The 22461-nt window shown below is 62.6% G+C and carries 22 protein-coding genes; 15 read left to right on the forward strand and 7 right to left on the reverse strand.

From position 1 onward, the window contains the following. Positions 1 to 234 precede the first annotated feature (234 nt). The 7 genes from P0D87_RS14800 (at position 235) to P0D87_RS14830 (ending at position 4336) form a co-directional block, all read left to right on the forward strand. Positions 235 to 525, forward strand: coding sequence for a DUF1330 domain-containing protein (locus tag P0D87_RS14800; protein ID WP_216649322.1), 291 nt, complete (start codon positions 235 to 237; stop codon positions 523 to 525). 168 nt (positions 526 to 693) lie between these two features. Further along, positions 694 to 1107 (forward strand): PAAR domain-containing protein, encoded by a 414-nt coding sequence (locus P0D87_RS14805; RefSeq protein ID WP_029968055.1) that lies wholly within the window; start codon positions 694 to 696, stop codon positions 1105 to 1107. Between the two features lie 3 nt (positions 1108 to 1110). Then, positions 1111 to 1620 carry a DUF4123 domain-containing protein gene (locus P0D87_RS14810; protein ID WP_053858662.1) on the forward strand — a complete coding sequence of 170 codons (510 nt, stop codon included), beginning with the start codon at positions 1111 to 1113 and terminating at the stop codon, positions 1618 to 1620. After that, on the forward strand, positions 1613 to 2080 hold the full coding sequence (locus P0D87_RS14815) for a hypothetical protein (protein WP_053858661.1): 468 nt from the start codon (positions 1613 to 1615) through the stop codon (positions 2078 to 2080). Before P0D87_RS14810 ends, P0D87_RS14815 begins: the two co-directional genes overlap by 8 nt. Continuing rightward, the gene (locus P0D87_RS14820) at positions 1968 to 2570 is read left to right on the forward strand and encodes a restriction endonuclease fold toxin 5 domain-containing protein (RefSeq protein WP_053858660.1); all 603 of its coding nucleotides are present in this window, start codon (positions 1968 to 1970) and stop codon (positions 2568 to 2570) included. Before P0D87_RS14815 ends, P0D87_RS14820 begins: the two co-directional genes overlap by 113 nt. Before the next feature lie 7 nt (positions 2571 to 2577). Continuing rightward, positions 2578 to 3300, forward strand: a complete 723-nt coding sequence (locus P0D87_RS14825; protein ID WP_053858659.1) for an immunity 52 family protein — start codon at positions 2578 to 2580, stop codon at positions 3298 to 3300. A gap of 226 nt (positions 3301 to 3526) precedes the next feature. Then, positions 3527 to 4336 carry a hypothetical protein gene (locus tag P0D87_RS14830; protein WP_321175747.1) on the forward strand — a complete coding sequence of 270 codons (810 nt, stop codon included), beginning with the start codon at positions 3527 to 3529 and terminating at the stop codon, positions 4334 to 4336. 164 nt (positions 4337 to 4500) lie between these two features. Here the strand turns inward: P0D87_RS14830 and P0D87_RS14835 are convergent, their stop codons facing one another. After that, entirely contained in the window at positions 4501 to 4707 is a 207-nt protein-coding gene (locus tag P0D87_RS14835; protein ID WP_007180614.1) for a cold-shock protein, read from the reverse strand. Between the two features lie 548 nt (positions 4708 to 5255). On the opposite strand from P0D87_RS14835, the gene clpS reads away from it, so the two are divergent. Both clpS and clpA read left to right on the forward strand, forming a co-directional pair. Continuing rightward, the gene (clpS, locus tag P0D87_RS14840; RefSeq protein WP_006050100.1) at positions 5256 to 5570 is read left to right on the forward strand and encodes an ATP-dependent Clp protease adapter ClpS; all 315 of its coding nucleotides are present in this window, start codon (positions 5256 to 5258) and stop codon (positions 5568 to 5570) included. Continuing rightward, positions 5567 to 7864, forward strand: coding sequence for an ATP-dependent Clp protease ATP-binding subunit ClpA (gene clpA, locus P0D87_RS14845; protein ID WP_006050101.1), 2298 nt, complete (start codon positions 5567 to 5569; stop codon positions 7862 to 7864). Before clpS ends, clpA begins: the two co-directional genes overlap by 4 nt. Before the next feature lie 95 nt (positions 7865 to 7959). On the opposite strand, the gene dut is transcribed toward clpA, so the two are convergent. The 6 genes from dut to P0D87_RS14875 all read right to left on the reverse strand — a co-directional run bounded on the left by dut (position 7960) and on the right by P0D87_RS14875 (position 15379). Beyond that, positions 7960 to 8406 carry a dUTP diphosphatase gene (dut, locus tag P0D87_RS14850; protein ID WP_006050102.1) on the reverse strand — a complete coding sequence of 149 codons (447 nt, stop codon included), beginning with the start codon at positions 8404 to 8406 and terminating at the stop codon, positions 7960 to 7962. A 17-nt stretch (positions 8407 to 8423) separates the two neighbouring features. Beyond that, complete coding sequence (locus P0D87_RS14855; RefSeq protein WP_053858657.1) at positions 8424 to 9443, reverse strand: LLM class flavin-dependent oxidoreductase; 1020 nt, start codon at positions 9441 to 9443, stop codon at positions 8424 to 8426. Positions 9444 to 9507: 64 nt separating this feature from the next. After that, a complete protein-coding gene (coaBC, locus tag P0D87_RS14860; RefSeq protein WP_053858656.1) occupies positions 9508 to 10722 on the reverse strand; it encodes a bifunctional phosphopantothenoylcysteine decarboxylase/phosphopantothenate--cysteine ligase CoaBC in 1215 nt (404 codons plus the stop codon). Positions 10723 to 10862: 140 nt separating this feature from the next. Continuing rightward, complete coding sequence (gene lspA / locus P0D87_RS14865; RefSeq protein ID WP_035569887.1) at positions 10863 to 11369, reverse strand: signal peptidase II; 507 nt, start codon at positions 11367 to 11369, stop codon at positions 10863 to 10865. An 11-nt stretch (positions 11370 to 11380) separates the two neighbouring features. Next, entirely contained in the window at positions 11381 to 14218 is a 2838-nt protein-coding gene (gene ileS, locus P0D87_RS14870) for an isoleucine--tRNA ligase (RefSeq protein ID WP_053858655.1), read from the reverse strand. Between the two features lie 165 nt (positions 14219 to 14383). Beyond that, on the reverse strand, positions 14384 to 15379 hold the full coding sequence (locus P0D87_RS14875; RefSeq protein WP_006050108.1) for a bifunctional riboflavin kinase/FAD synthetase: 996 nt from the start codon (positions 15377 to 15379) through the stop codon (positions 14384 to 14386). A gap of 116 nt (positions 15380 to 15495) precedes the next feature. On the opposite strand from P0D87_RS14875, the gene purN reads away from it, so the two are divergent. The 6 genes from purN (at position 15496) to nadC (ending at position 22449) form a co-directional block, all read left to right on the forward strand. After that, complete coding sequence (purN, locus tag P0D87_RS14880; protein WP_053858654.1) at positions 15496 to 16149, forward strand: phosphoribosylglycinamide formyltransferase; 654 nt, start codon at positions 15496 to 15498, stop codon at positions 16147 to 16149. Further along, positions 16146 to 17405, forward strand: a complete 1260-nt coding sequence (locus P0D87_RS14885; protein WP_029968038.1) for an RsmB/NOP family class I SAM-dependent RNA methyltransferase — start codon at positions 16146 to 16148, stop codon at positions 17403 to 17405. The genes purN and P0D87_RS14885 overlap by 4 nt, the downstream gene beginning before the upstream one ends. 72 nt (positions 17406 to 17477) lie before the next feature. After that, entirely contained in the window at positions 17478 to 18851 is a 1374-nt protein-coding gene (locus P0D87_RS14890; protein WP_006050111.1) for a mechanosensitive ion channel family protein, read from the forward strand. A gap of 202 nt (positions 18852 to 19053) precedes the next feature. Next, positions 19054 to 20250, forward strand: coding sequence for a DesA family fatty acid desaturase (locus P0D87_RS14895; RefSeq protein ID WP_006050112.1), 1197 nt, complete (start codon positions 19054 to 19056; stop codon positions 20248 to 20250). A gap of 130 nt (positions 20251 to 20380) precedes the next feature. Next, positions 20381 to 21520 (forward strand): quinolinate synthase NadA, encoded by a 1140-nt coding sequence (nadA, locus tag P0D87_RS14900; RefSeq protein ID WP_053859088.1) that lies wholly within the window; start codon positions 20381 to 20383, stop codon positions 21518 to 21520. Beyond that, entirely contained in the window at positions 21520 to 22449 is a 930-nt protein-coding gene (gene nadC / locus P0D87_RS14905; RefSeq protein WP_053858653.1) for a carboxylating nicotinate-nucleotide diphosphorylase, read from the forward strand. Before nadA ends, nadC begins: the two co-directional genes overlap by 1 nt. Positions 22450 to 22461 lie beyond the last annotated feature (12 nt).

Here is a 22461-nt window from a genome sequence, read left to right on the forward strand (position 1 = left end):
CGGCAACGTCCCGTCAGGTCGATAAAAACCCAGCTAATGCGAACGATTAGCTGGGTTTTTTTATTTCATGTTCATTTGCATGGCGCGCCAACACGGATTATTAGTGCGGCTCGAATTGTCTTGTTCTTCGCGACGGCTTTATCGGCGGCATTGACGCGGGCACAGTGCGAGGCTCGGGCTGCGCACAGTGCGCGGCCGTCAACCACAGGAATATCACACGTGCCAAAAGGTTATTTGATCGCACACGTCAACATCACCGACGCAAACGCTTACGCCATCTATTCAAAAGCCGCAGGCGAAGCGATAGCGAGCTTCGCCGCGAAACACGTCGCGCCAAAGGTCATCGCAGTTTCCGGCCGACACGAACATGTGGAGGGCGAGACGCACACGAAGCACATGGTTATCGAATTCGATTCGTTCGCTGACGCGAAGGCGTTCTATGAGAGCCCGGAATATCAGGCGGCGAAAGTTTTGCGCGCAGGGGCGGCGAGCGGGAATTTTGTTTTGGTGGAGGGAACGGCTTAGGTAGTGTGTTGAGCAGCGCTTTAACCAACAACGGAAAGGCGAGGTCGATTGAAAAATAAACTCCGGAAAGTGAATTAACACTTCTTAAGCTCTCGCACATCCCGACTCGTTCGTTTTGTCGCTTGCCGATGATAAAGTTCAGACGAAACAGAACTGAGAGAGGGCCACTTGGGACGCAGCATTATTTGCGAAGGTGACACAACGTCGCACGGCGGCAGAGTGCTTGAAGGAAACCCGACAGCAACGGTGGAAGGCAAGCCCATTTCGGGCGTCGGCCATATGGTTGCGTGTCCGCAATGCAAGGGCACATTTCCGATCTTGCCCGACGTGCTCGGCCGTCGTTATCCGCACGCAATCGACGGTCGAAATACGGCTGTCGAAGGTATGCGCACTGCATGCGGCGCGACGCTGATCGCGTCGCAGTCGAGTTCCGCTCTTAGCGACGACGGGCAAGGGCAGGCGCATACCGGCGCAGCGCTCGCGGCGGCTACTGCGTTGCCGCTGTCTCCGAGTCCGACGCTCTGCCTCGAATGCCTGAAAGCCGCGGCAGAAAGTGGCGCAACGATGGTGATGCGGGGGTAAGCCGTGCCGTCGACGATCGACACTTATTTCGCACAGCGCCAGGCGCAGGCGACGTTGCCGCTGCGGCTGTATGCGCTCATCGACGCGCTGCTTTATGCGGCCACGGCAGCGGATGCGGATGGCGAGTCAGTAGAGCGGCCCGCATCCGCTATTGCGTTATTCGACGGCACACCCGACGCATCGTTGGCCGGCGCCGGACCTTGGTTGATCGATGTCGAGCAGGCAACCGGCGACGTTCGACAGTCACTCTTCGCGATGGGCGCAGGCGCTCAGGGCGTTTCATGGCTCGTCAGCGCCTATCCCTTTGCTTCGCTTGCCGACGAGTTGCGAGCGCGTTTAGACGCGCGCATGCCCGACGGTCGCACCGCGCTGCTGCGCTTTTACGATGCTCGCTTGATGAGCGAGATCGCAGACCTGCTGTCGTTCACGCAGCGCATCGAATTTTTTGTGCCGACGCTCGACTGGCTGGTCGAGGTCAACGGCGAACTGACGAGAGTGCACCCGCATGCTTGAGCTGACGACGGAACAGGTTGCGGCGCTCGCCGAAATTGATGCGAAGGGCTTTGTCGATGGCGTGCGGGCGGATTTGTGCAAAGACGATCCGAAGCTCGCGGACGACGCGACGCTTTCGTCGCGGCTGTGGCGCGCGTTCAAGGCGGCGCGCGAACCTGGCATCGAGCGTGACGAGAATCTCGTTGCGGTTCTTCGCATCGAGGCGTATGCGCCGGGCTTTTACGAACAGCCCGCCATACGCGCGTGGTTGACGCGTCCGGGCCGCTCGGCGGACGAACGGTTTCACGACTATTTGCGCGTTGTGCGCTGGAAGATCGAACATCCTGAATTTCAGGGAGGACTAAGCAATGGCGGGTCTGGCAATACCGTTAATCGAGGGAGCAGCGACGGCGCTCGGTCCGGTCTTGGCGCGCGTTGGCGCAGCTTTATTGGGCGGGGCGGCGGTAGCGGGAACGGCTAGCCTGTCCGGCGATACGACGAAGGAAGACAGCAAGGCTGCGCCGGCTGCGCGGACGCTGCCGCGGACTGAGGAGAGTTGCAAGAAGTGTCCGCCGGAGGGGGGATCGAGGGTTCGCCGCAACCACGGGGTCAACTGGAATTCCTACCAGTATCAAGCGCGAATCACGGGCTTTGCGTTTGACGTCGAGGAATGCCGATGGAGCGACGAGTGGCAATGGCTCGGCATTGACTTCGACGGGTTTCAGGCGGGAGCGTGCATGCTTCAAGAAGCAAAGGGCAAGTACGATCAGTTTCTTGATGGGTCAATCCCGAAGGCCGAAAAGTGGTTCGAAGGTTTCAGGACGATGGAAGACCAGATCGTTGAGCAGGGCACCGTGGTGCGCATGAATCCGCCTGCACGCATGACGTGGTACTTTCAAACGCCGCTCACGTACAAAAAGATGGCCCCGCTGCTCACGCGCGTGGGCGTTCCAGCTGTCTACCAACCGTGATCCGACAATGGAAATAAATGCACTCTTTCGGGACGCTTCACTGCCGTCCCATGATTTCCGGGAAATGTTGACTCGTGAATCGCGGCTCGTCGCTGCGCTGTTCGCGAAACAGCCGCTGATGGCACATGCCAACTGGCGACTGACAGCCGACTCGCTGGAGGAGGCTCGCCTCTATCCAGCCTTTGACGAAAACGGAGAGCCTTCTACCTCAGCACTCGCCGTCCTGACGACGCGAGCCGGCGGTAAAAAGCGTGGCGTATCGCATGCCGCGATCTGGAATGACGCATGCGATGACGACAGCGCCGTGATTTCATGTCAAGTATCGGATGCAAAGGTGCTGCCCGATCGGGCGACGCTTGATATCGATACGGCGCTGGCCCCAGAATCGGCGGACGACATGGCTCGTGTAGTTCAGGCGATCGTCGCCACATTCGAACCGCTTGTCGTGGAAGTAACGCCGAAAGATTATTTCGAAAAACGCGTATTCGACGACAAACCCGGCGTCGGCTGGATGCTGTACCTGCCAAAAGTCATCACGGTGCAGCAAGTGCCGGAAGCTCGCGCGTTGATTCCCGTGCCCGCGGCCGGCCGCGAGCAAACCGGCACGATCATCGTCAGCGTCACCGACGCGGTATTCTCTGCGGACAACCCTGAGCACGTGGAAGTCGCAAACCGCATCGAAATCCGTTTAGTCGATCTGGATTTATTACCCGCCTACGCGGACATCTAAGCGCGCGGTGCCAGACCCGCACGCACCGGCACCACACGCAGTTCGCACCCTCTAGAAAACCCGGCCACACCCAATCAGCCGGGTTTTCCCACGCCTAACGATCGTTGATTGCACCCACACCGCCACAGCCCCAACTTTATCGAGACGCACAACGCGCCGCCTCGGTTAAGTTACGGCGCGGCGGACGACAGCCGCCTCCCGCATGCAATCAGATAACGATCAGAACATGAACCCAGCTCACATCGCCGCAAACGTCTACGTCGCCACGCCGAGCTACGGCGCCGTCGTTACCACGGGCTACGCACTCGGACTGCTCGACCTCTACGACATGTCGTCGACACACGGTTTCGGCATTCGCGTGAACTTCAACAGTTTCGACAGCCTCATCACACGCGCGCGCAATACGATGGTCGCCGAATTCCTCGCGGACGACCGCTTTACTCACCTGATGTGGATCGATAGCGACATCGGTTTCAGGGGCGAAGATGTCGTGCGTCTCTTGCGCGTCGATCGACCCGTCGCGGCAGGCGTATATCCGTTGAAGAACGACGGCTGGCCGGCAACCGGACTCACGCATGCGATGCCGGCCGGTTCGACCAAAGCGGACTTCCGCGCGCTTTACGCGACCTATCCGGCCGTCGCGCGCACCGACTCGCTCGAGCCGGACGCCGACGGTTTCCTCGACGCGCGCTACGCGCCGACCGGTTTCATGCTGATCCGCCGCGAGGTGTTTGTCGCGCTGATCGCGCGTTATCCGGAATTGCGGTGCCGCTCGCCGTTCGTCGGCCGCCCGGAACTCGACGAGGGCAAGACCGCCGACTTTCTTTATGCGTTTTTCGACACCGGAATCGATCCAGAGACGCGGGTATACCTGTCGGAGGACTACTGGTTTTGTCACCTGGTCGAGAGCATCGGCATCACGCCCGTCATCGATACGCGCTCGAACCTCAGCCACCAGGGCATTGCGACGTACGAAGGCGACCTTTCTCGAAGCCTCGAACTTCAGCGCTCGATGACACGCGAAGCCACACAATAAATAGCCAGCGCGACAATTTGCCCGTTATTTGGGACATCGACGATTCGCCGCGGACGGTAAATCGCCGCACCGAAAACGCACGCAAAAAAGAAGCGAAAAAATACTCGCCCAAAAAGAAACCCGGCGCGAAGCCGGGTTTCAAAAGGACGGGTATCGAACAAGTATCAGGCGGGTGCCTGGATGTTCGATGCCTGCTTGCCCTTCGGGCCTTGCACGACCTCGAAGGTCACCTTTTGGCCTTCCTTGAGGGTCTTGAACCCATTCATCTGGATGGCCGAGAAGTGTGCAAACAGATCCTCGCCGCCTTCATCCGGCGTGATGAATCCGAAACCTTTTGCGTCATTGAACCATTTGACCGTACCAGTTGCCATTCCAACTTCCCCTGTAACTCATGTCACTACCACGAGCCCTCGAAAAGCTCGACGACCGCGTGATGCAGCCGCTCCCTCCTCACAAGCTCACCATCGGCATTTTTTCGAAATTTGGCGCAGTGAAAAAAGTGCCAGCTTGATTGTTGAGGCTCTTTATTCGAGTGTCAAGAAAATTTTGAGATGCCCTGACACACGTTGCAAACAGGCGGTTTCCAGGGTTTTTCCCGCTTTCGTTATGTGCGGTTGCGCAAGCGGGCTGTCTTGAAAAGTCGCATAATCGTCTCACATGGTGTTCTGCGGGTCGCTCGCCGCCGGTTGCGCGAGTGGGCGGCGGTCAGCCAGCTCCGGCAGGTTGTGCGATACTCGATCCGACTGCGGCGCAGCACGGCCGCAACGCATGATCTGGACTGGAGCCGGCCCCGCAATCGGCTCGTCGAATGGCGCACGCAGGCGGTAATTTTCGCCGTGCGGTAGCGAACGGGCTCACTGGCCGGCTGGCCGGGTTTTGACAGGATTGCGGGCCTGTCCTAGTTGTTTAGAATGGGTGTATGGCGATTATCCCGGACAAGCAGGACGGCACCGTACTGGAGCGGCAGGAGAAAAAGCTCAAGCCGCCATCCATGTACAAGGTGGTGCTGCTGAATGACGACTTCACGCCAATGGAATTTGTCGTGATGATCGTGCAGGAATATTTCAATAAAGATCGTGAAACCGCAACGCAGGTGATGTTGAAGGTGCATCGCGAGGGCAGGGGAGTTTGTGGGGTCTATACGCGGGACATCGCGTCGACCAAAGTCGAGCAAGTCGTTACCCACGCACGGCAGGCCGGGCATCCGCTGCAGTGTGTGATGGAGGAAGCATGATTGCCCAGGAACTGGAAGTCAGCCTGCACATGGCGTTCATGGAAGCACGCCAGGCGCGGCACGAGTTCATAACGGTCGAACATCTCTTACTGGCGCTGTTGGACAATCCGACAGCGGCAGAGGTGTTGCGTGCATGCGCGGCCAATATCGAGGATCTGCGCCAGAACCTGCGCAACTTCATTCATGACAACACGCCGACCGTGCCTGGCACGGACGACGTCGACACGCAGCCCACGCTGGGTTTCCAGCGTGTGATCCAGCGCGCGATCATGCATGTGCAGTCCACCTCGAATGGCAAGAAGGAAGTGACCGGCGCGAACGTGCTGGTCGCGATCTTCGGCGAGAAGGACTCGCACGCGGTGTATTACCTGCAACAGCAGGGCGTGACGCGTCTGGACGTGGTCAATTTCATCTCGCACGGCATCGCCAAGACGAGCAGTTCGGACGCCGCGAAAGCGAGCGACGCGAATGCCGAGTCCGACGAAGCCGCCGCGCAGAAAGAAACGCCGCTCGCCCAGTTCACGCAGAACCTGAACCAGATGGCGAAAGACGGCCGCATCGATCCGCTGATCGGGCGCGAGTCGGAAGTCGAGCGCGTGGTGCAGGTGCTGTGCCGTCGCCGCAAGAATAATCCGCTGCTGGTGGGCGAGGCGGGCGTCGGCAAGACGGCGATCGCCGAAGGGCTCGCGTGGCGCATCACGCGCGGCGAAGTGCCGGATATTCTGGCCGACGCGCAGGTGTATTCGCTCGACATGGGCGCGCTGCTCGCGGGCACCAAGTATCGCGGCGACTTCGAACAGCGTCTCAAGACGGTCCTGAAGGAACTGAAGGAACGTCCGCACGCGATTCTGTTCATCGACGAGATTCATACGCTGATCGGCGCGGGCGCCGCGTCGGGCGGCACGCTGGACGCGTCGAATCTGCTGAAGCCGGCGCTCTCGTCGGGCACGCTCAAGTGCATCGGCGCGACGACGTTCACGGAGTATCGCGGCATCTTCGAAAAAGACGCGGCATTGTCGCGCCGTTTCCAGAAGGTGGACGTGACGGAACCGTCGGTCGAACAAACCGTGGCGATTTTGCGCGGGCTGAAGTCGCGTTTCGAAGAGCATCACGGCGTGAAGTATTCGTCGGGTGCGTTGTCGGCGGCGGCTGAGTTGTCGGCACGCTTCATCACAGATCGTCACTTGCCGGACAAGGCCATCGACGTGATCGACGAAGCGGGCGCGGCGCAACGCATCCTGCCGAAGTCGAAGCAGAAGAAGACCATCGGCAAGAACGAGATCGAGGAAATCATCTCGAAGATCGCGCGTGTCCCGCCGCAAAGCGTGTCGCAAGACGATCGCAGCAAGCTGCAAACGCTGGATCGCGATCTGAAGAGCGTGGTGTTCGGGCAAGACCCGGCTATCGACGCGCTGTCGGCCGCGATCAAGATGGCGCGCGCGGGCCTCGGCAAGCTGGACAAGCCGATCGGCGCGTTCCTGTTCTCCGGTCCCACGGGCGTCGGCAAGACCGAAGTGGCGAAGCAGCTCGCGTTCACGCTCGGCATCGAGCTGATCCGCTTCGACATGTCGGAGTACATGGAGCGTCACGCGGTGAGCCGGTTGATCGGCGCGCCTCCGGGCTATGTCGGTTTCGACCAGGGCGGCCTCTTGACCGAGGCTGTCACCAAGAAGCCGCACTGCGTGCTTCTGCTCGACGAAATCGAGAAGGCGCATCCGGACATCTACAACGTGCTGCTGCAGGTGATGGACCACGGCACGCTGACGGATAACAACGGCCGCAAGGCGGATTTCCGCAACGTCATCATCATCATGACGACGAACGCGGGCGCCGAGGCAATGGGCAAGTCGGTGATCGGCTTCACGAACCGCCGCGAAACCGGCGACGAGATGGTCGACATCAAGCGCATGTTCACGCCGGAGTTCCGTAACCGTCTGGACGCGACCATCAGCTTCCGTGCGCTGGATGAAGAGATCATCATGCGTGTGGTCGACAAGTTCCTGATGCAACTGGAAGATCAGTTGCACGAGAAGAAGGTCGACGCGCTCTTCACCGACGCGCTGCGCAAGCATCTCGCCAAGCACGGTTTCGATCCGTTGATGGGCGCGCGGCCAATGCAGCGTCTGATCCAGGACACGATCCGTCGCGCGCTGGCCGACGAGCTGCTGTTCGGCAAGCTGATGAACGGCGGCCGCGTGTCGGTCGACGTCGATGCGGAAGACAAGGTGCAGTTGACCTTCGACGAGCATCCGGCGCCGCGCAATCCGAATCCGGAAGCGGTGGAAGTCGAGTAAGCGTTAGCGAGTAAGCGTACTGCCTACTCGCCAAACAAAAAACGGCGTGGACCTCAGGGTCCACGCCGTTTTTCTTTGTGCTCAGCAAATCTGGATCAATGCTTGCCGGTGCTGCCGAATCCACCCGCACCGCGCTCGCTTTGCTCGAACTCGTCGACGATATTGAACTGCGCCTGCACGACCGGCACGATCACGAGTTGCGCGAGACGCTCCATCGGATTCAGCACGAAGGTCGTCTCGCCGCGGTTCCACGTCGAGATCATCAGTTCGCCTTGATAATCCGAATCGATCAGGCCGACCAGATTGCCGAGCACGATGCCGTGCTTATGACCGAGACCCGAGCGCGGCAGAATCAGCGCCGCGTAGCCGGGATCGCCGACGTGAATCGCGAGCCCCGTCGGCACTAATGCGGTTTGACCCGGTTCGAGCGTCAACGGCTCTTTGAGGCACGCGCGCAAATCGAGGCCCGCGCTGCCGGTGGTCGCGTACGCGGGAAGCTGATCGCGCATGCGCGCATCGAGAATCTTCAAGTCGAGTTTCATGCAGGTTTTTCGAGAGTTTAAGGAGTTGAAGCCGGGCGCCCGAGTTCGAACGCGTCGGCAAGAAGTTCATAGGAACGCAGACGCGCGCGATAGCTGCCTGCGACGGTGAGCACGATAAGTTCGTCGGCCTGGAATTGTTCCTGCAACGCATGGAGCCGCTCGGTCACGACTTCGGGCGTGCCGACGATGCTGCGCGGTCTTTCGCGATCGATCACCAGTTGCTCGCGCTCGCCGTACTCTTGCGCAATGCCTTGTTCGACGGTCGGAATCGGCTCGTTCAGGCCATAAGCCATTTGCACGCGACGCAGATCGACGGCCTTTTCCAGATCCGCTGCTTCCTGTTTCGTATCCGCGCAAATCACGAAGACGGCGGCGGCCAGATACGGTTGCTGCGTTTCCTGACTCGCCTCAAAGCGCTCGCGATACGCGCGCGCAACCTGATGTCCGAAATGCGCGTTGATGAAATGCGCGAACGCGAAGCGGATGCCCAACTGTGCGGCGAGCAGGCCGCCGAATTCGCTCGAGCCGAGCATCCATAGTTGCGGACGCGTCGGCACTTGCGGTTGCAACAGCACGCCTTGCGCGATGTGGTCGGCGGGCAGCGTGCCGTGCATCAGTCCCACCAGATCGGCCACTTGCTGCGAGAAGAACTCGCCGCGGTTGTAGTCGCCGGCAGCGACCGCCTGCGCGGTGCGCATGTCGCCGCCGGGCGCGCGTCCCACGCCGAGATCGATGCGGTTCGGGAACAGCGCCTCGAGCATCATGAATTGCTCGGCGACCTTGAACGGGCTGTAGTACGGCAGCATGATGCCGCCGGAGCCGAGCCGGATGCGTCGCGTGACGCTGCCAAGACGCGCCAGCATCACTTCGGGACATGGGTTCGACACGCCGCGCAAGCCGTGATGTTCGGCGCACCAGTAGCGCGTATAGCCGAGGTCGTCGGCAAGTTGCGCGAGTTCGACAGTGGCGGCGATAGCGTCCGCCACCGAGTGCCCTGAGATGACGGGCGTTTGATCGAGCACGGAAAGTAGCGTCATGTCGGTGTGCTCCAGATGCTTCGGTTCGCTTCGCTTTGTGGTGTCTCGGCGGCGCGCGGCAAGTTCAGCGAATCAGGCTTGTGTCGGGCAGACGCTTCGCGATTTCCGCGATCAACGCGCGCGCGAGCGTCTGCTTGTCGGCGCGCGGCAGCCGGGTTGCACCGCCGGCTTCGAACAGGATCACTTCGTTGTCGTCCATGCCGAACGTGAGCGGCCCGAGATTGCCGATTAGCAGCGGCACATTCTTGCGCACACGTTTCTCTTCGCCATGCACTTCGAGATCGCCGCTTTCCGCAGCGAAGCCGACGGCGAACGGCGGATGCGGCAGCTTGGCCACCGAGGCCAGAATGTCCGGATTTTCGACGAACGAAAACGTGGGCAGCGCGCGGTCGGCGGCTTTCTTGATCTTGTGTTCGCTCGCGTGAGCGACGCGCCAGTCGGCGACCGCGGCCACGCCGATGAAGATGTCCGCGTCCGCTACCGAACGCATCACCGCATCGTGCATCTGCTGGGCGGTCTGCACGTCCTCGCGGAACACGCCCCACGGTGTGTCGAGCGCGACGGGACCCGCGACGAGATGCACGTCGGCGCCGGCCTGCTGCGCGGCGCGCGCGAGCGCAAAACCCATCTTGCCGCTCGAGCGATTCGTGATGCCGCGAACCGGATCGAGCGGTTCGAACGTCGGGCCGGCTGTCAGCAGCACGCGTCGACCGGACAGAATCTTCGGCGAGAAAAACGATGCGATCGCTTCGTAAGTTGCCGCGGCTTCGAGCATGCGGCCGTCGCCGATTTCGCCGCACGCCTGCGGTCCCGAATCGGGGCCGAGCACTTCGACGCCGTCCGTGCGCAGTTGCGCGACATTGCGCTGCGTCGCCGGGTTCTGCCACATCTGCCGGTTCATCGCGGGCACGACGAGCAACGGACAATCGCGCGCGACGCACAACGTGGCGAGCAGATCGTCGGCCATGCCGTGCGCGAGTTTCGCGAGGAAGTCAGTGGACGCGGGCGCGATCACGATCGCGTCGGCTTCGCGCGACAGATCGATATGCGCCATGTTGTTCGCGATGCGCGCGTCCCACTGGCTCGTGTAGACGGGGCGGCCTGAGAGCGCCTGCATCGTGACGGGCGTGATGAACTGCGCGGCCGCTTCGGTCATCACGACCTGGACGGTCGCGCCGGCCTTGGTCAGAAGACGCGTGAGTTCGGCGATCTTGTAGCAGGCAATGCCGCCCGTCATGCCGAGGACGAGGTGTTTTCCTGCGAGTTCTGCGGTTGCCAACGAAAGCCTCCGACAAAGCGTGGTGACCGAGCGCGGCGCGCTTGCACCGTTGCCGGCCTTCAAAGCGGATTTCTAACGCGCGGCCGTCGAAGCGCGAAAAACCACTTCCGGCGGCCCCGCGCCTCGCAACGATCCGCCCGTTAGCGCGACCCGCGTACGCGCCGCAATTCGTCGATGACGAGCAGCACCGCACCGACCGTGATCGCGCTGTCGGCGAGGTTGAACGCCGGCCAGTGCCACGCGCGCACGTGGAAGTCCAGGAAGTCGATCACGTGGCCGTACGCGAGCCGGTCGATCACGTTGCCGAGCGCGCCGCCGAGAATCAGCGCGAGCGCCGTGCAGAACATTTTTTGCCCGCCGTGGCGCTTGAGCAGGTAGCAGATCACCAGCGCGGCGATCACGCCGAGCGCGGTGAAAGCCCAACGCTGCCAGCCGCCCGCCATCGCGAGAAAGCTGAAGGCGGCGCCGCGGTTGTACACGAGGATCAGGTTGAAGAACGACGTGACCTCATGCGCGACGCCGTAGGCAAACACCTTCTGCACCGCGATTTTCGTCAGCTGATCGAACAGGATCACGATCAGCGCGACGCCGAGCCAGGGCGCCAGCGAACTATTGCCGGCGGACGCTTTCGATGTGGATTTCGCCATGGTTCTCGCCATTATGCCGCGCTCCTCGCCTCGCCGGTGCCGAACAGATTGCTGATGCAGCGGCCGCACAGCGTGGGATGTTCGGCGTTCGCGCCGACGTCCGCGCGGTAGTGCCAGCAGCGCTCGCACTTCAGATACTTCGACGTGATCACTTCGACGCCTTCTTCCGCTTCGCTCGCGACCTTCACGACCGTTGCCGCCGATGTGATCAGCACGAACTTGAGGTCGTCGCCGAGGCTCGTCAGCGCGTCGTAACGCGCGCCGCTCGCGCGGATTTCCACTTCCGCCTGCAACGACGAGCCGATCAGGTTAGCGACGCGCGCTTCTTCCAGCGCCTTGGTCACGTCGCCGCGCGCGGCGCGCAGCAGCGTCCATTTGTCGAGCAGCGCGCCCGCGTCCGGCACGGCCGGGAACGCGTGATACGTCTCGGTGAAGATGGTTTCGCTGTTCGGCTGGAACACCTTCCACGCTTCTTCGGCGGTGAAGGAGAGGAACGGCGCCATCAGACGCAGCAAACCTTGCGCGATGTGATACAGCGCGGTTTGAGCCGAGCGGCGCGCGACGGAGTCAGCAGCCGTCGTGTACAGGCGATCCTTCAGCACGTCCAGATAGAAACCGCCGAGATCTTCCGAGCAGAACGTCTGCAGCTTGGCGACCACCGGGTGGAACTCGTACTTGTCGTAGTGCGAGAGGATATCGTTTTGCAGATTCGCCGACAGCGCCACCGCGTAACGGTCGATCTCCAGCCAGTCTTCCACCGGGCGCGCGTTCTTCTCGTAGTCGAAGTCCGACAGATTCGCGAGCAGAAAGCGCAGCGTGTTGCGGATACGGCGATAGCCTTCCGTCACGCGCTTGAGGATTTCCTCGGAGATCGCGAGCTCGCCGGAGTAATCGGTCGACGCGATCCACAAGCGGATGATTTCCGCGCCGAGGCGGTTCGCCACCTCATGCGGATCGATGCCGTTGCCAAGCGACTTGCTCATCTTGCGGCCTTCGCCGTCGACGGTAAAGCCGTGCGTCAGCAGCGCGTTATACGGCGGGCGGCCGTCGAGCATGGAAGCCGTCAACAGCGACGAATGGAACCAGCCGCGATGCTGGTCCGAGCCTTCCAGATACAGGTCGGCCGGGAATTGCAGTTCGTCCTTGTGCGAGCCGCGCAGCACGTGCCAATGCGTCGTGCCGGAATCGAACCACACGTCGAGCGTGTCGCGGTTCTTTTCGTACAGATTCGCGTCGTCGCCGAGCAGTTCGCGCGGATCGAGCGTTTGCCAAGCCTCGATGCCGGCCTGCTCGACGCGCTTCGCGACTTCCTCGAGCAACTCGAGCGTGCGCGGATGCAGCTCGCCCGTTTCCTTGTGGACGAAGAACGCCATCGGCACGCCCCATTGGCGCTGACGCGACAGCGTCCAGTCGGGACGATTCGCGATCATGCTGAAGAGCCGCTGCTTGCCCCACGACGGATAAAACGCCGTGTTTTCGATGCCTTCGAGCGCGGTTTCGCGCAGCGTCTTGTCGCTGTCGTTCGGCTTCACGTCCATGCCGGCGAACCATTGCGACGTCGCGCGATAGATGATCGGCGTCTTGTGGCGCCAGCAGTGCATGTAGCTGTGCGTGTACTTTTCGGTGCGCAAAAGAGAACCGGCGCTTTGCAGCGCTTCGACGATCTGCGGATTCGCCGCCCAGATCGACAGGCCGCCGAAGAGCGCGAGCGATTCGATGTAACGGCCGTCGCCCATCACCGGATTGATGATGTCGGAGTCGGCCATGCCGTGCGCCTTGCACGACACGAAGTCTTCCACGCCATACGCCGGCGACGAGTGCACGACGCCCGTGCCGGTTTCCGTCGTCACGTAGTCGCCGAGATAAACCGGCGACGTGCGCTTGTAGCTCGGATGTGCGGACGCGAGCGGATGGTTAAAGCGCAAGTTGACAAGCTTGGCGCCCGGCGTAGTCGCGATCACCGAGCCTTCCAGGCCGTACGCCTTCAGGCACGCTTCGACGCGTTCCTCGGCGAGAATCAACAGGCCGCGCGGCGTATCGACGAGCGCGTAGACGATTTCCGGATGCAGGTTCAACGCCTGGTTCGCGGGAATGGTCCACGGCGTCGTGGTCCAGATCACGATGCCGCCTTCGTTGCGCGGCAGCGCGTTCAGGCCGAACGCCTGCGCGGTCTTCTCCGGCTCGGCGAAGCCGAACAGCACGTCGATGGTCGGATCGGTCTTGTCCTTGTACTCGACTTCCGCCTCAGCGAGCGCCGAGCCGCAGTCGAAGCACCAGTTGACCGGCTTCAGGCCGCGGAACACGTAGCCTTTTTCCAGGATCTTCGCGAGCGCACGGATTTCGCCGGCTTCATTCGTGAAGTTCATGGTCTTGTAGGGGTTGTCCCACTCACCGAGCACGCCCAGACGCCGGAAGCCGAGCTTCTGCTTCTCGATCTGCTCGGTCGCATACGCGCGCGCTTTCTGCATGACTTCCGCGGCGGGCAGCGACTTGCCGAACTGCTTTTCGATCTGGATTTCGATCGGCATGCCGTGGCAGTCCCAGCCCGGCACGTAGACCGCGTCGAAGCCCGCCATGTTGCGCGCCTTGACGATCATGTCCTTGAGGATCTTGTTCACCGCGTGGCCGAGGTGGATGTCGCCGTTCGCGTACGGCGGGCCGTCGTGCAGGATGAACTTCTTGCGACCCTTGCTGGCGGCGCGGATCTTCTCGTAGACCTTGCGCTCCTGCCATTCCTTGACCCATTGCGGCTCGCGCTTGGGCAAGTCGCCGCGCATCGGGAACGGCGTGTCGAGCAGGTTCACGGGGTAGCGTGATTGCGGTTTCGAATCGGCTTTCTTGTTGCTCATGATGTGGTCGCGGTGAATTCTTTATAAGCGCAGCGGGGCGCGGGTTGCGCACGGTGCGCGAGAGGGTTGGCGCGGCGGCAGGCATGTCGCGCAATGCGCGGATGTCCTTCGATACGCGCAGCGGCGGTCCATGCGGCAGGTGAACGCGCGCAGGGACCGCGGCGGCTATCTAATTCGGTCGGTGGCCGACGTGGCGAAACCGGTTGAGCGGCTGCCCGGCGTGCCCGCGCCGACGGCCGCGAACCACGCGCGCGCGTTGGCGACGTCGCGTGCAATCGCGGCGGTGAGCGTTTCGAGGTCGACGTACTTTTCCTCGTCGCGCAGCTTCTTCAGGAATTCGACGCGCACGAGCTTGCCGTAAGCGTCGCCGTGCCAGTCGAGCAGGTGCACTTCGAGCAGTACGCGGCCGGAATCGTCGACGGTGGGACGCAGGCCCAGACTCGCGACGCCAGGCAGCGGTTCGTCGGTCACGCCATGCACGCGCACGACGAAAATGCCCGCGAGCGCCGGACGCTTGTGCGCGATCGGCAGATTGAGCGTGGGAAAGCCGAGATCGCGGCCGAGCTTCATGCCGTGCACGACGTGGCCGCTGATCAGATAGTCGCGGCCGAGCGCGGCGCGCGCCGCGTCGAGATCGCCCGCCACCAATGCCGCGCGCACGCCCGAGCTGGAGATGCGCGCACCGGACGGATCGGCGACCGTGGCCATTTGCTCGACTTCGAAACCGTAGTGCTGCCCTGCCGCCTTCAGCGACGTGAAGTCGCCCGCGCGCTTGGCGCCATAGCGGAAGTCGTCGCCGATCATCACCCAGCGCGCGTGCAACCCATTCACGATGATCCGTTCGACGAACGCATCCGGCGACTGGCTCGCGAACGTGTGATTGAAGTGCTCGACGACCACGCGGTCCACGCCATTGGTGCGCAGCGCTTCGAGCTTGTCGCGCAGCATCGCGATGCGCGGCGGCGCGCCGGCCGGGTTGAAGAATTCGCGCGGGTGCGGCTCGAAGGTCATCACGCAGACGGGCAGGCCGCGCGCGTCGGCCGCTGCGCGCACGTGCGCGAGCAAAGCCTGATGGCCGCGGTGGACACCGTCGAAGTTGCCGATGGTCAGTGCGCACGGCGCACGGCTTTCAGCGTTGGGAAGACCGCGGAAGACTCTCACGATAGCGCGTCGGGGTAGGGCGGGCGGGGTGCCGCAAAACAAACGATTATAAACGCTCGGCGCAATGGACGGCGGCGCCTCGCGGTTTGGGTGTCCCCGAATGATAAAATCCGCGCATGAAAAAACTCGTCATCCTGATTTCAGGGCGGGGAAGCAACATGGAAGCCATTGTCCGCGCGTGTGCGGACGAAGGGTGGGCCGCGCAGGTGGCCGCTGTGATTGCCAACCGTCCTGACGCCGCGGGCCTTGCGTTCGCGGCGTCGCAAGGCATTGCGACGGCGGTGGTCGATCACCGCCAGTTTCCCGACCGCGAGCGCTTCGATGCGGCGCTGGCCGAACAAATCGATAGTTTCTCGCCGGATCTCGTCGCGCTCGCCGGCTTTATGCGCGTGCTGACGGACGGTTTCGTCGACCGTTATGCGGGGCGCATGCTGAACGTGCACCCGTCGCTGCTGCCGAGCTTTCCTGGACTCAAGACACATCAGCAGGCGCTCGACGCCGGCGTGCGACTGCACGGCGCGTCGGTGCATTTCGTGACGTCGCAGCTCGATCACGGGCCGATCGTCGTGCAGTCGGCGGTGCCCGTCGTGGCCGGCGACACGCCCGCGACGCTCGCCGAACGCGTGCTCGCGACCGAACACATCATTTATCCACGCGCGGTGCGCTGGTTCGTCGAAGGGCGCCTTGCTCTTGACGGCCTGCGTGTCACGCTTACGCCGCCGGAGCCGCAATGGCTCTTTGCCGGTCACACCGCCGGAGAGGGCGCATGAGATTGCATGGTTTTTTGATTGGACAAACTGAGACTTTGCTGGCTGAAGTCCTAAGACTGAACGGTCCCGCCGACGCCACCACGAGCCGCTTTTTCCGCGCGCATCCGAAGCTCGGACACGGTGAGCGCGGCGTGATCGCCGAGGCGGTTTTCGCGGTGCTGCGCCGGCGCATGGAATTCGCGCATCTGGCCGAAAGCGGCGCCGGCAGCCCGGCGCGCCGCATGGCTCTGCTCGGTCTGATGCAGACGGCGGGCCGCTCGGCGCTCAAGCCGTTCGTGTCGGACTCGGAGTCCAGGTGGCTCGAACACGTCGCGATGATCGACCCGGAAAGCCTGCCGCTGCGGATTCGCCTGAATCTGCCGGACTGGATCTATCAGGCGCTGACCAAGCGGTTCGAAGCCGCGGAACTCGCGCAACTGGCCGCCGCGCTGAACTACCCGGCGCCTCTGGATCTGCGCGCGAACCCGATCAAGGCGAGCCGCGACGACGTGCTGAACGCGCTGTCGAAGGCCGGCATTGAAGCCGGCGCCACGCCGTTCGCGCCGTTCGGCGTGCGGGTGGTCGGCAAGCCGCCGCTCACCAAGCTCGACGCGTTCCAGCAAGGCTGGCTCGAAGTCCAGGACGAGGGCAGCCAGTTGCTGTGCTCGCTCGTCGCGCCCAAGCGCGGCGAAATGATCGTCGACTTCTGCGCGGGCGCGGGCGGCAAGACGCTCGCGCTCGGCGCGGCGATGCGCTCGACTGGGCGTCTCTACGCATTCGACATCTCCGAGCGGCGTCTCGCCAAGCTCAAGCCGCGGCTTGCGCGCAGCGGCTTGTCGAACGTGAATCCGGTGCTGATCGACAGTGAACACGACGCCAAGATCAAGCGGCTTGCCGGCAAGATCGACCGCGTGCTGGTCGACGCGCCGTGCAGCGGCTTGGGCACACTGCGCCGCAATCCCGATCTGAAGTGGCGTCAGTCGCCGGAATCGGTCGCGGAACTTGCGCCCAAGCAGGCGTCGATTCTCGCGAGCGCGGCGCGGCTCGTGAAGAAGGGCGGGCGTCTCGTGTACGCGACGTGCTCGATCCTCGAAGCGGAAAACGAAGCGGTCGTGCAGCAGTTCCTCGCGGATCACCCGGACTTCGCGCTCGTCCCGGCGCGTGAAGTGCTGGCCGAGCAGCGCATCGACCTCGAAATGGGCGATTACCTGTCGCTCTGGCCGCATCGTCACGCGACCGACGGCTTCTTCGCCGCCGTGCTCGAACGCCAGAGCTGAGGCCCGACGGGCTGTCCGCCGGCTCGCCGATCGATTCTTCGATCCCGGCGAGCCGGCGATTCCCGCAACATCATGCAAAACAGACTCTTTTCGCACCTTTTCGGCGATCTCACGCGCGACTTCGGCCAGCCGGTCATGCTGTGGCAAATCGGCTTGCTTCTCACGACGCTCGCGCTCGCGTGGCTGCTCGCGCGCGTGCTGCGCCGGGCGCTCGATTTGCGCCGGCAGACGCGCTACCAGACGCTGCGCTTCGGCGCCGAAAGCCTGAACCGTGCGTTTTTCCCGCTGATCGGCGCGGTGCTGGTGTGGCTCGCGCGCGCGATCGCGGGTCAGTTCATCCACACTGCGCTGCTCGATCTCGCGTTGGTGCCGCTCTTCGGCATCGGCTTGATTTACATCGTGTTCTTCTTCGCGCGACGCGTCTTTAGCCACGACGGCGAGACGCATCCGTGGCTTTTCGTCGTCGAAAAAATCGTCTCGCTGGTCGTCTGGGTCGCCATGGTGCTGACCGTGATGGGCATTCAGGACGACGTGATCGAGTGGATGGCGAGCGTTCACTTTCGCATCGCCAATGCGCATATGACGCTGCTTTCGCTCGTCACCGGCCTGCTGTGGGTGGGCGTGACGATGATCGTCGCGATGTGGCTCGGCTCGGCGTTCGAAGACCGGCTGATGCGCGCCACGACGCTCGACGCCAATCTGAAAGTGGTGGTGGCGCGCGTCGGCCGTGCGGCTTTCGTGCTGGCGGCCGTGCTGATCAGCCTGTCGCTCGTGGGCATCGACATCACCGTGCTCGGCGTGTTCGGCGGCGCGCTCGGCGTGGGGCTCGGTTTCGGGCTGCAGAAGATCGCGAGCAACTATGTGTCGGGCTTCATCATCCTGATCGACCGGTCGTTGCGGATCGGCGACACGATCAACGTGAGCGGCCTGCAAGGCATGGTCACGCAGATCCGCACGCGTTACACGGTCGTGCGTGGCCTCGACGGCATCGAGACGCTGATTCCAAACGAGAAGCTGATCACCGACGTCGTGCAGAACCAGTCGTCGTATCTGACGCGCGGCTATGCGAAGGCGGCGGTGCAGATCGCCTACACGGCCGACGTCGAACAGGCGATGGCGCTGCTCGCGCAAGCCGCCGCCGGCGTGCCGCGCGTCCTCGCGGACCCGGCGCCCACGCCTTACCTGACGAGTTTCGGCGCTGACGGCATCAACCTCGAACTGGGTTTCTGGATCGCCGACGCCGCAACCGGGACCTCGGCCGTGCGCTCGGCGGTCAATCGCAACATCTGGCAGCTTTTCTCCGCGCACGGCATTTCGATTCCTTTCGCGCAACGCGAAGTGCGGATCGTCGGCAACGTCGGACACATTGCAAATGTCTCCGGTGTCGCACCGCAGCCGGTAACTATGACCGCGCCTGCCGCCAATCAGGCAGACAACGCGCTCTGACGGGCACTTCTGGGTCTGCGGTGAGTCAAAATGGGCTCATTGCAGACTATCGCTCGTTGATGCCGCACAAAAAATCCCTATTTGTTACAAACACTTGGAACGCTTCCAGTAGAATGTCGTCCAATCCCGCTGTATGCTTTCACTTTCTTGACACGCGCAGTCCGCGGGTGTCTCGTGTCTCTCGTTCCACAGGTAAATTGCCTTGTTGAATTCCTTGCTCGATTTCCTTGCCCACGGCCTGCTGCGCTTCTCCTGGTGGCAACTTGTGCTGTACACCCTCGCGGTCACGCACGTCACGATCATCGGCGTGACGGTTTATCTGCACCGCTGCCAGGCGCACCGCGCGCTCGAATTGCACCCTGTCGTCAGTCATTTTTTCCGGTTCTGGCTGTGGATGACCACGGGCATGCTGACCGGTCAATGGGCGGCTATCCACCGTAAACACCACGCGAAGTGCGAGACCGAAGAAGATCCGCACAGCCCGCAAACGCGCGGCATCTGGAAGGTGCTGCTCGAAGGCGCGGAACTGTATCGCACCGAAGCGAAAAACGAAGAAACGATGCGCAAGTTCAGTCACGGCACGCCGAACGACTGGATGGAGCGCAACGTCTACACCAAGTACCCGATTCTCGGCGTGAGCCTGATGATGGTGCTGAACGTCGCGCTGTTCGGCGTCGTCGGCCTGACCATCTGGGCTGTGCAAATGGTGTGGATCCCGTTCTGGGCGGCCGGCGTCGTCAACGGTCTCGCGCACTTCTGGGGCTACCGCAACTTCAATTCGTCGGACGCCAGCACGAACATTTTCCCGTGGGGCATCATCATCGGCGGTGAGGAACTGCATAACAACCACCACACGTATGCGACGTCGGCCAAGCTGTCGAACAAGTGGTACGAGTTCGACATCGGCTGGATGTATATCCGCATCATGTCAGCCTTCCGTCTTGCGAAGGTGAAGAAGATCGCGCCCACGCCGCGTCTGACCACCGGCAAGCTGGTGCTCGACCAGGACACGTTGCAGGCCGTGCTGGCAAACCGTTACGAAGTGATGGCGCGTTACGGCAAGGCGCTTAAGCGTGCGTATCGTCAGGAGCTCGCGCATCTGAAGGAAGTCGGCGCACGCGAGAAGTATCAGCTCATGCGCGGCGCGCGCAACTGGTTCCATAAGGAAGAAGCGGGGCTCGACGAGCCGCAGAAACGTCTGCTGCCGCAAATCTTCGCGAACAGCCAGAAACTGAAGACCTACATCGACATGCGCAACGAACTCGCGGCAATGTGGGAGCGCTCGAACGCGTCGCGCGACCAGTTGCTGGTTCAGTTGCAGGACTGGTGTCATCGTGCTGAGGCGAGCGGCATCAAAGCGCTGCAGGATTTTGCAATGCGACTGCGCCGTTATGCTTGATCGCGAAATCCATTAAAATTTCGTTACGTCACAAAACCCCGCGTTGGCGGGGTTTTGCTTTTTGGACCGCGGAAAATGCAGCATGACGCAGTGCGCAGGCCGCGGCGGCAGAGCGAAGGCAGAGGAGATCATGGATCAGCAGGCGATCAGGACCGTCGAATACGACCGGCCGCAGGCGCAGGGCACGTCCTGCGGGATCGGACAGGCGTGGGCGAAGGTGCCCGACATGCCGTCGGCAGAACAGAAAGTGGCGCTGAAGGAGCGCATCCGCACATTGCTCAAGCGCGAGAAGGCAGTGCTCGTGGCCCACTACTATGTCGATGCCGAATTGCAGGAGCTCGCCGACGAAACCGGCGGCTGCGTCGCCGATTCGCTGGAAATGGCGCGCTTCGGGCGTGACCACGACGCACGAACTTTGGTCGTTGCCGGCGTGCGTTTCATGGGCGAGACCGCGAAGATTCTGAGCCCCGACAAGCGCATTCTGATGCCGGACCTCGACGCTACCTGCTCGCTCGATCTCGGCTGCCCGGTGGACGAATTCTCGGCTTTCTGTGACGCCCATCCGGATCGCACGGTCGTGGTCTATGCGAACACCAGTGCCGCGGTGAAGGCTCGCGCCGACTGGATGGTGACTTCATCGATCGGACTGGAGATTGTTGCCGACTTGCACGCGCGCGGCGAAAAAATCATCTGGGCGCCGGACCGGCACCTGGGCGGTTATATCCAGAACAAGACCGGCGCGGACATGCTCATGTGGCAGGGCTCGTGTCTCGTGCACGACGAATTCAAGGGCATCGAACTCGATTTGCTGCGCGCCGAATATCCCGGCGCGAAAGTGCTCGTGCATCCCGAGTCGCCGGCCAACGTCGTGGCGCTCGCCGATGTCGTCGGCTCTACCACGCAGTTGATCGACGCCGCGCAGAAGCTCGATGCGACGCATTTCATCGTCGCGACGGACCTCGGCATCCTGCACAAGATGCAACTCGCTGCGCCCGGCAAGACGCTGATTGCCGCGCCCACGGCCGGCAACAGCGCGACCTGCAAGAGCTGCGCGCACTGTCCGTGGATGGCGATGAACGGCCTCGCGAATCTGGCCGACGTGCTCGAGCGCGGCCACAACGAGATTTTCGTCGACCGTGCTATCGGCGAACGGGCTCGTCTGCCGATCGATCGCATGCTGGACTTTGCCGCGCGTCACAAGAAGCGCGTGCAGGCGAGCGGCGATCTGGCGCGCGACGCGCAGTTGTATTCGAACGTAGGAGCCGCCTGATGAACGCGGTAGCGCAAGATTCAGCAGAGGCCGGTTCCGCCGCCTATAGCCAGGCGGAAGCCGTGTCGCCGCTCTTCGCCGAGATCCGCGCGCAGTACGGCGCCGCGTTCGACGCCGCGCTGGCACGCAACGTCGCGGACGCGCTCGCGGAAGACATCGGCACCGGCGACCAGACCGGCCGCCTCGTTCCCGCCGACGAAGTGCGCGACGCGCGCGTCATCGTCCGCGAGGATGCGGTGTTGTGCGGCGTGCGCTGGTTCAACGCCGTCTTGCGCCAGGTCGATCCGCGGATCGAGGCGCAGTGGCGTTATCGCGAAGGCGACCGCATGACGGCGGACACGCCGGTGTGCGAACTGCGCGGGCCGGTGCGCGCGCTGCTTACCGCCGAACGCAACGCGCTCAACTTTCTGCAGTTGCTGTCCGGCGTGGCGAGCGCGACGCGCCGGTACGTCGACGCAATCGCGCATACGCGCACGCGCATTCTCGACACGCGCAAGACTTTGCCAGGCTTACGGCTCGCGCAAAAGTACGCGGTGCGTGTGGGCGGCGGCGCGAATCAACGGCTCGCGTTGTACGACGGCATTCTGATCAAGGAAAACCACATTGCCGCCGCCGGCGGAGTGGGCGCGGCCATGAACGCCGCGCTTGCGCTCAACGCGGGCGTCCCGATTCAGATCGAGGTCGAAACGCTCGAGCAGTTGGAAACGGCATTGGCGCATCGCGCGCAGTCCATTCTGCTCGACAACTTTTCCTTCGATGCAATGCGCGACGCGGTGCGCATCACTGCTGGACGCGCGGTGCTGGAAGTGTCGGGCGGCGTCAACTTCGAGACCGTGCGGACGATTGCGGAGACAGGCGTCGACCGCGTGTCGATCGGCGCCCTGACGAAAGACGTGCGAGCGACCGATTACTCGCTGCGAATCGTCTGACGCGGTTTCCAG

This window comes from Paraburkholderia sp. RL17-368-BIF-A (assembly GCF_046054045.1).
GTDB classification, from domain to species: Bacteria; Pseudomonadota; Gammaproteobacteria; order Burkholderiales; family Burkholderiaceae; genus Paraburkholderia; species Paraburkholderia graminis.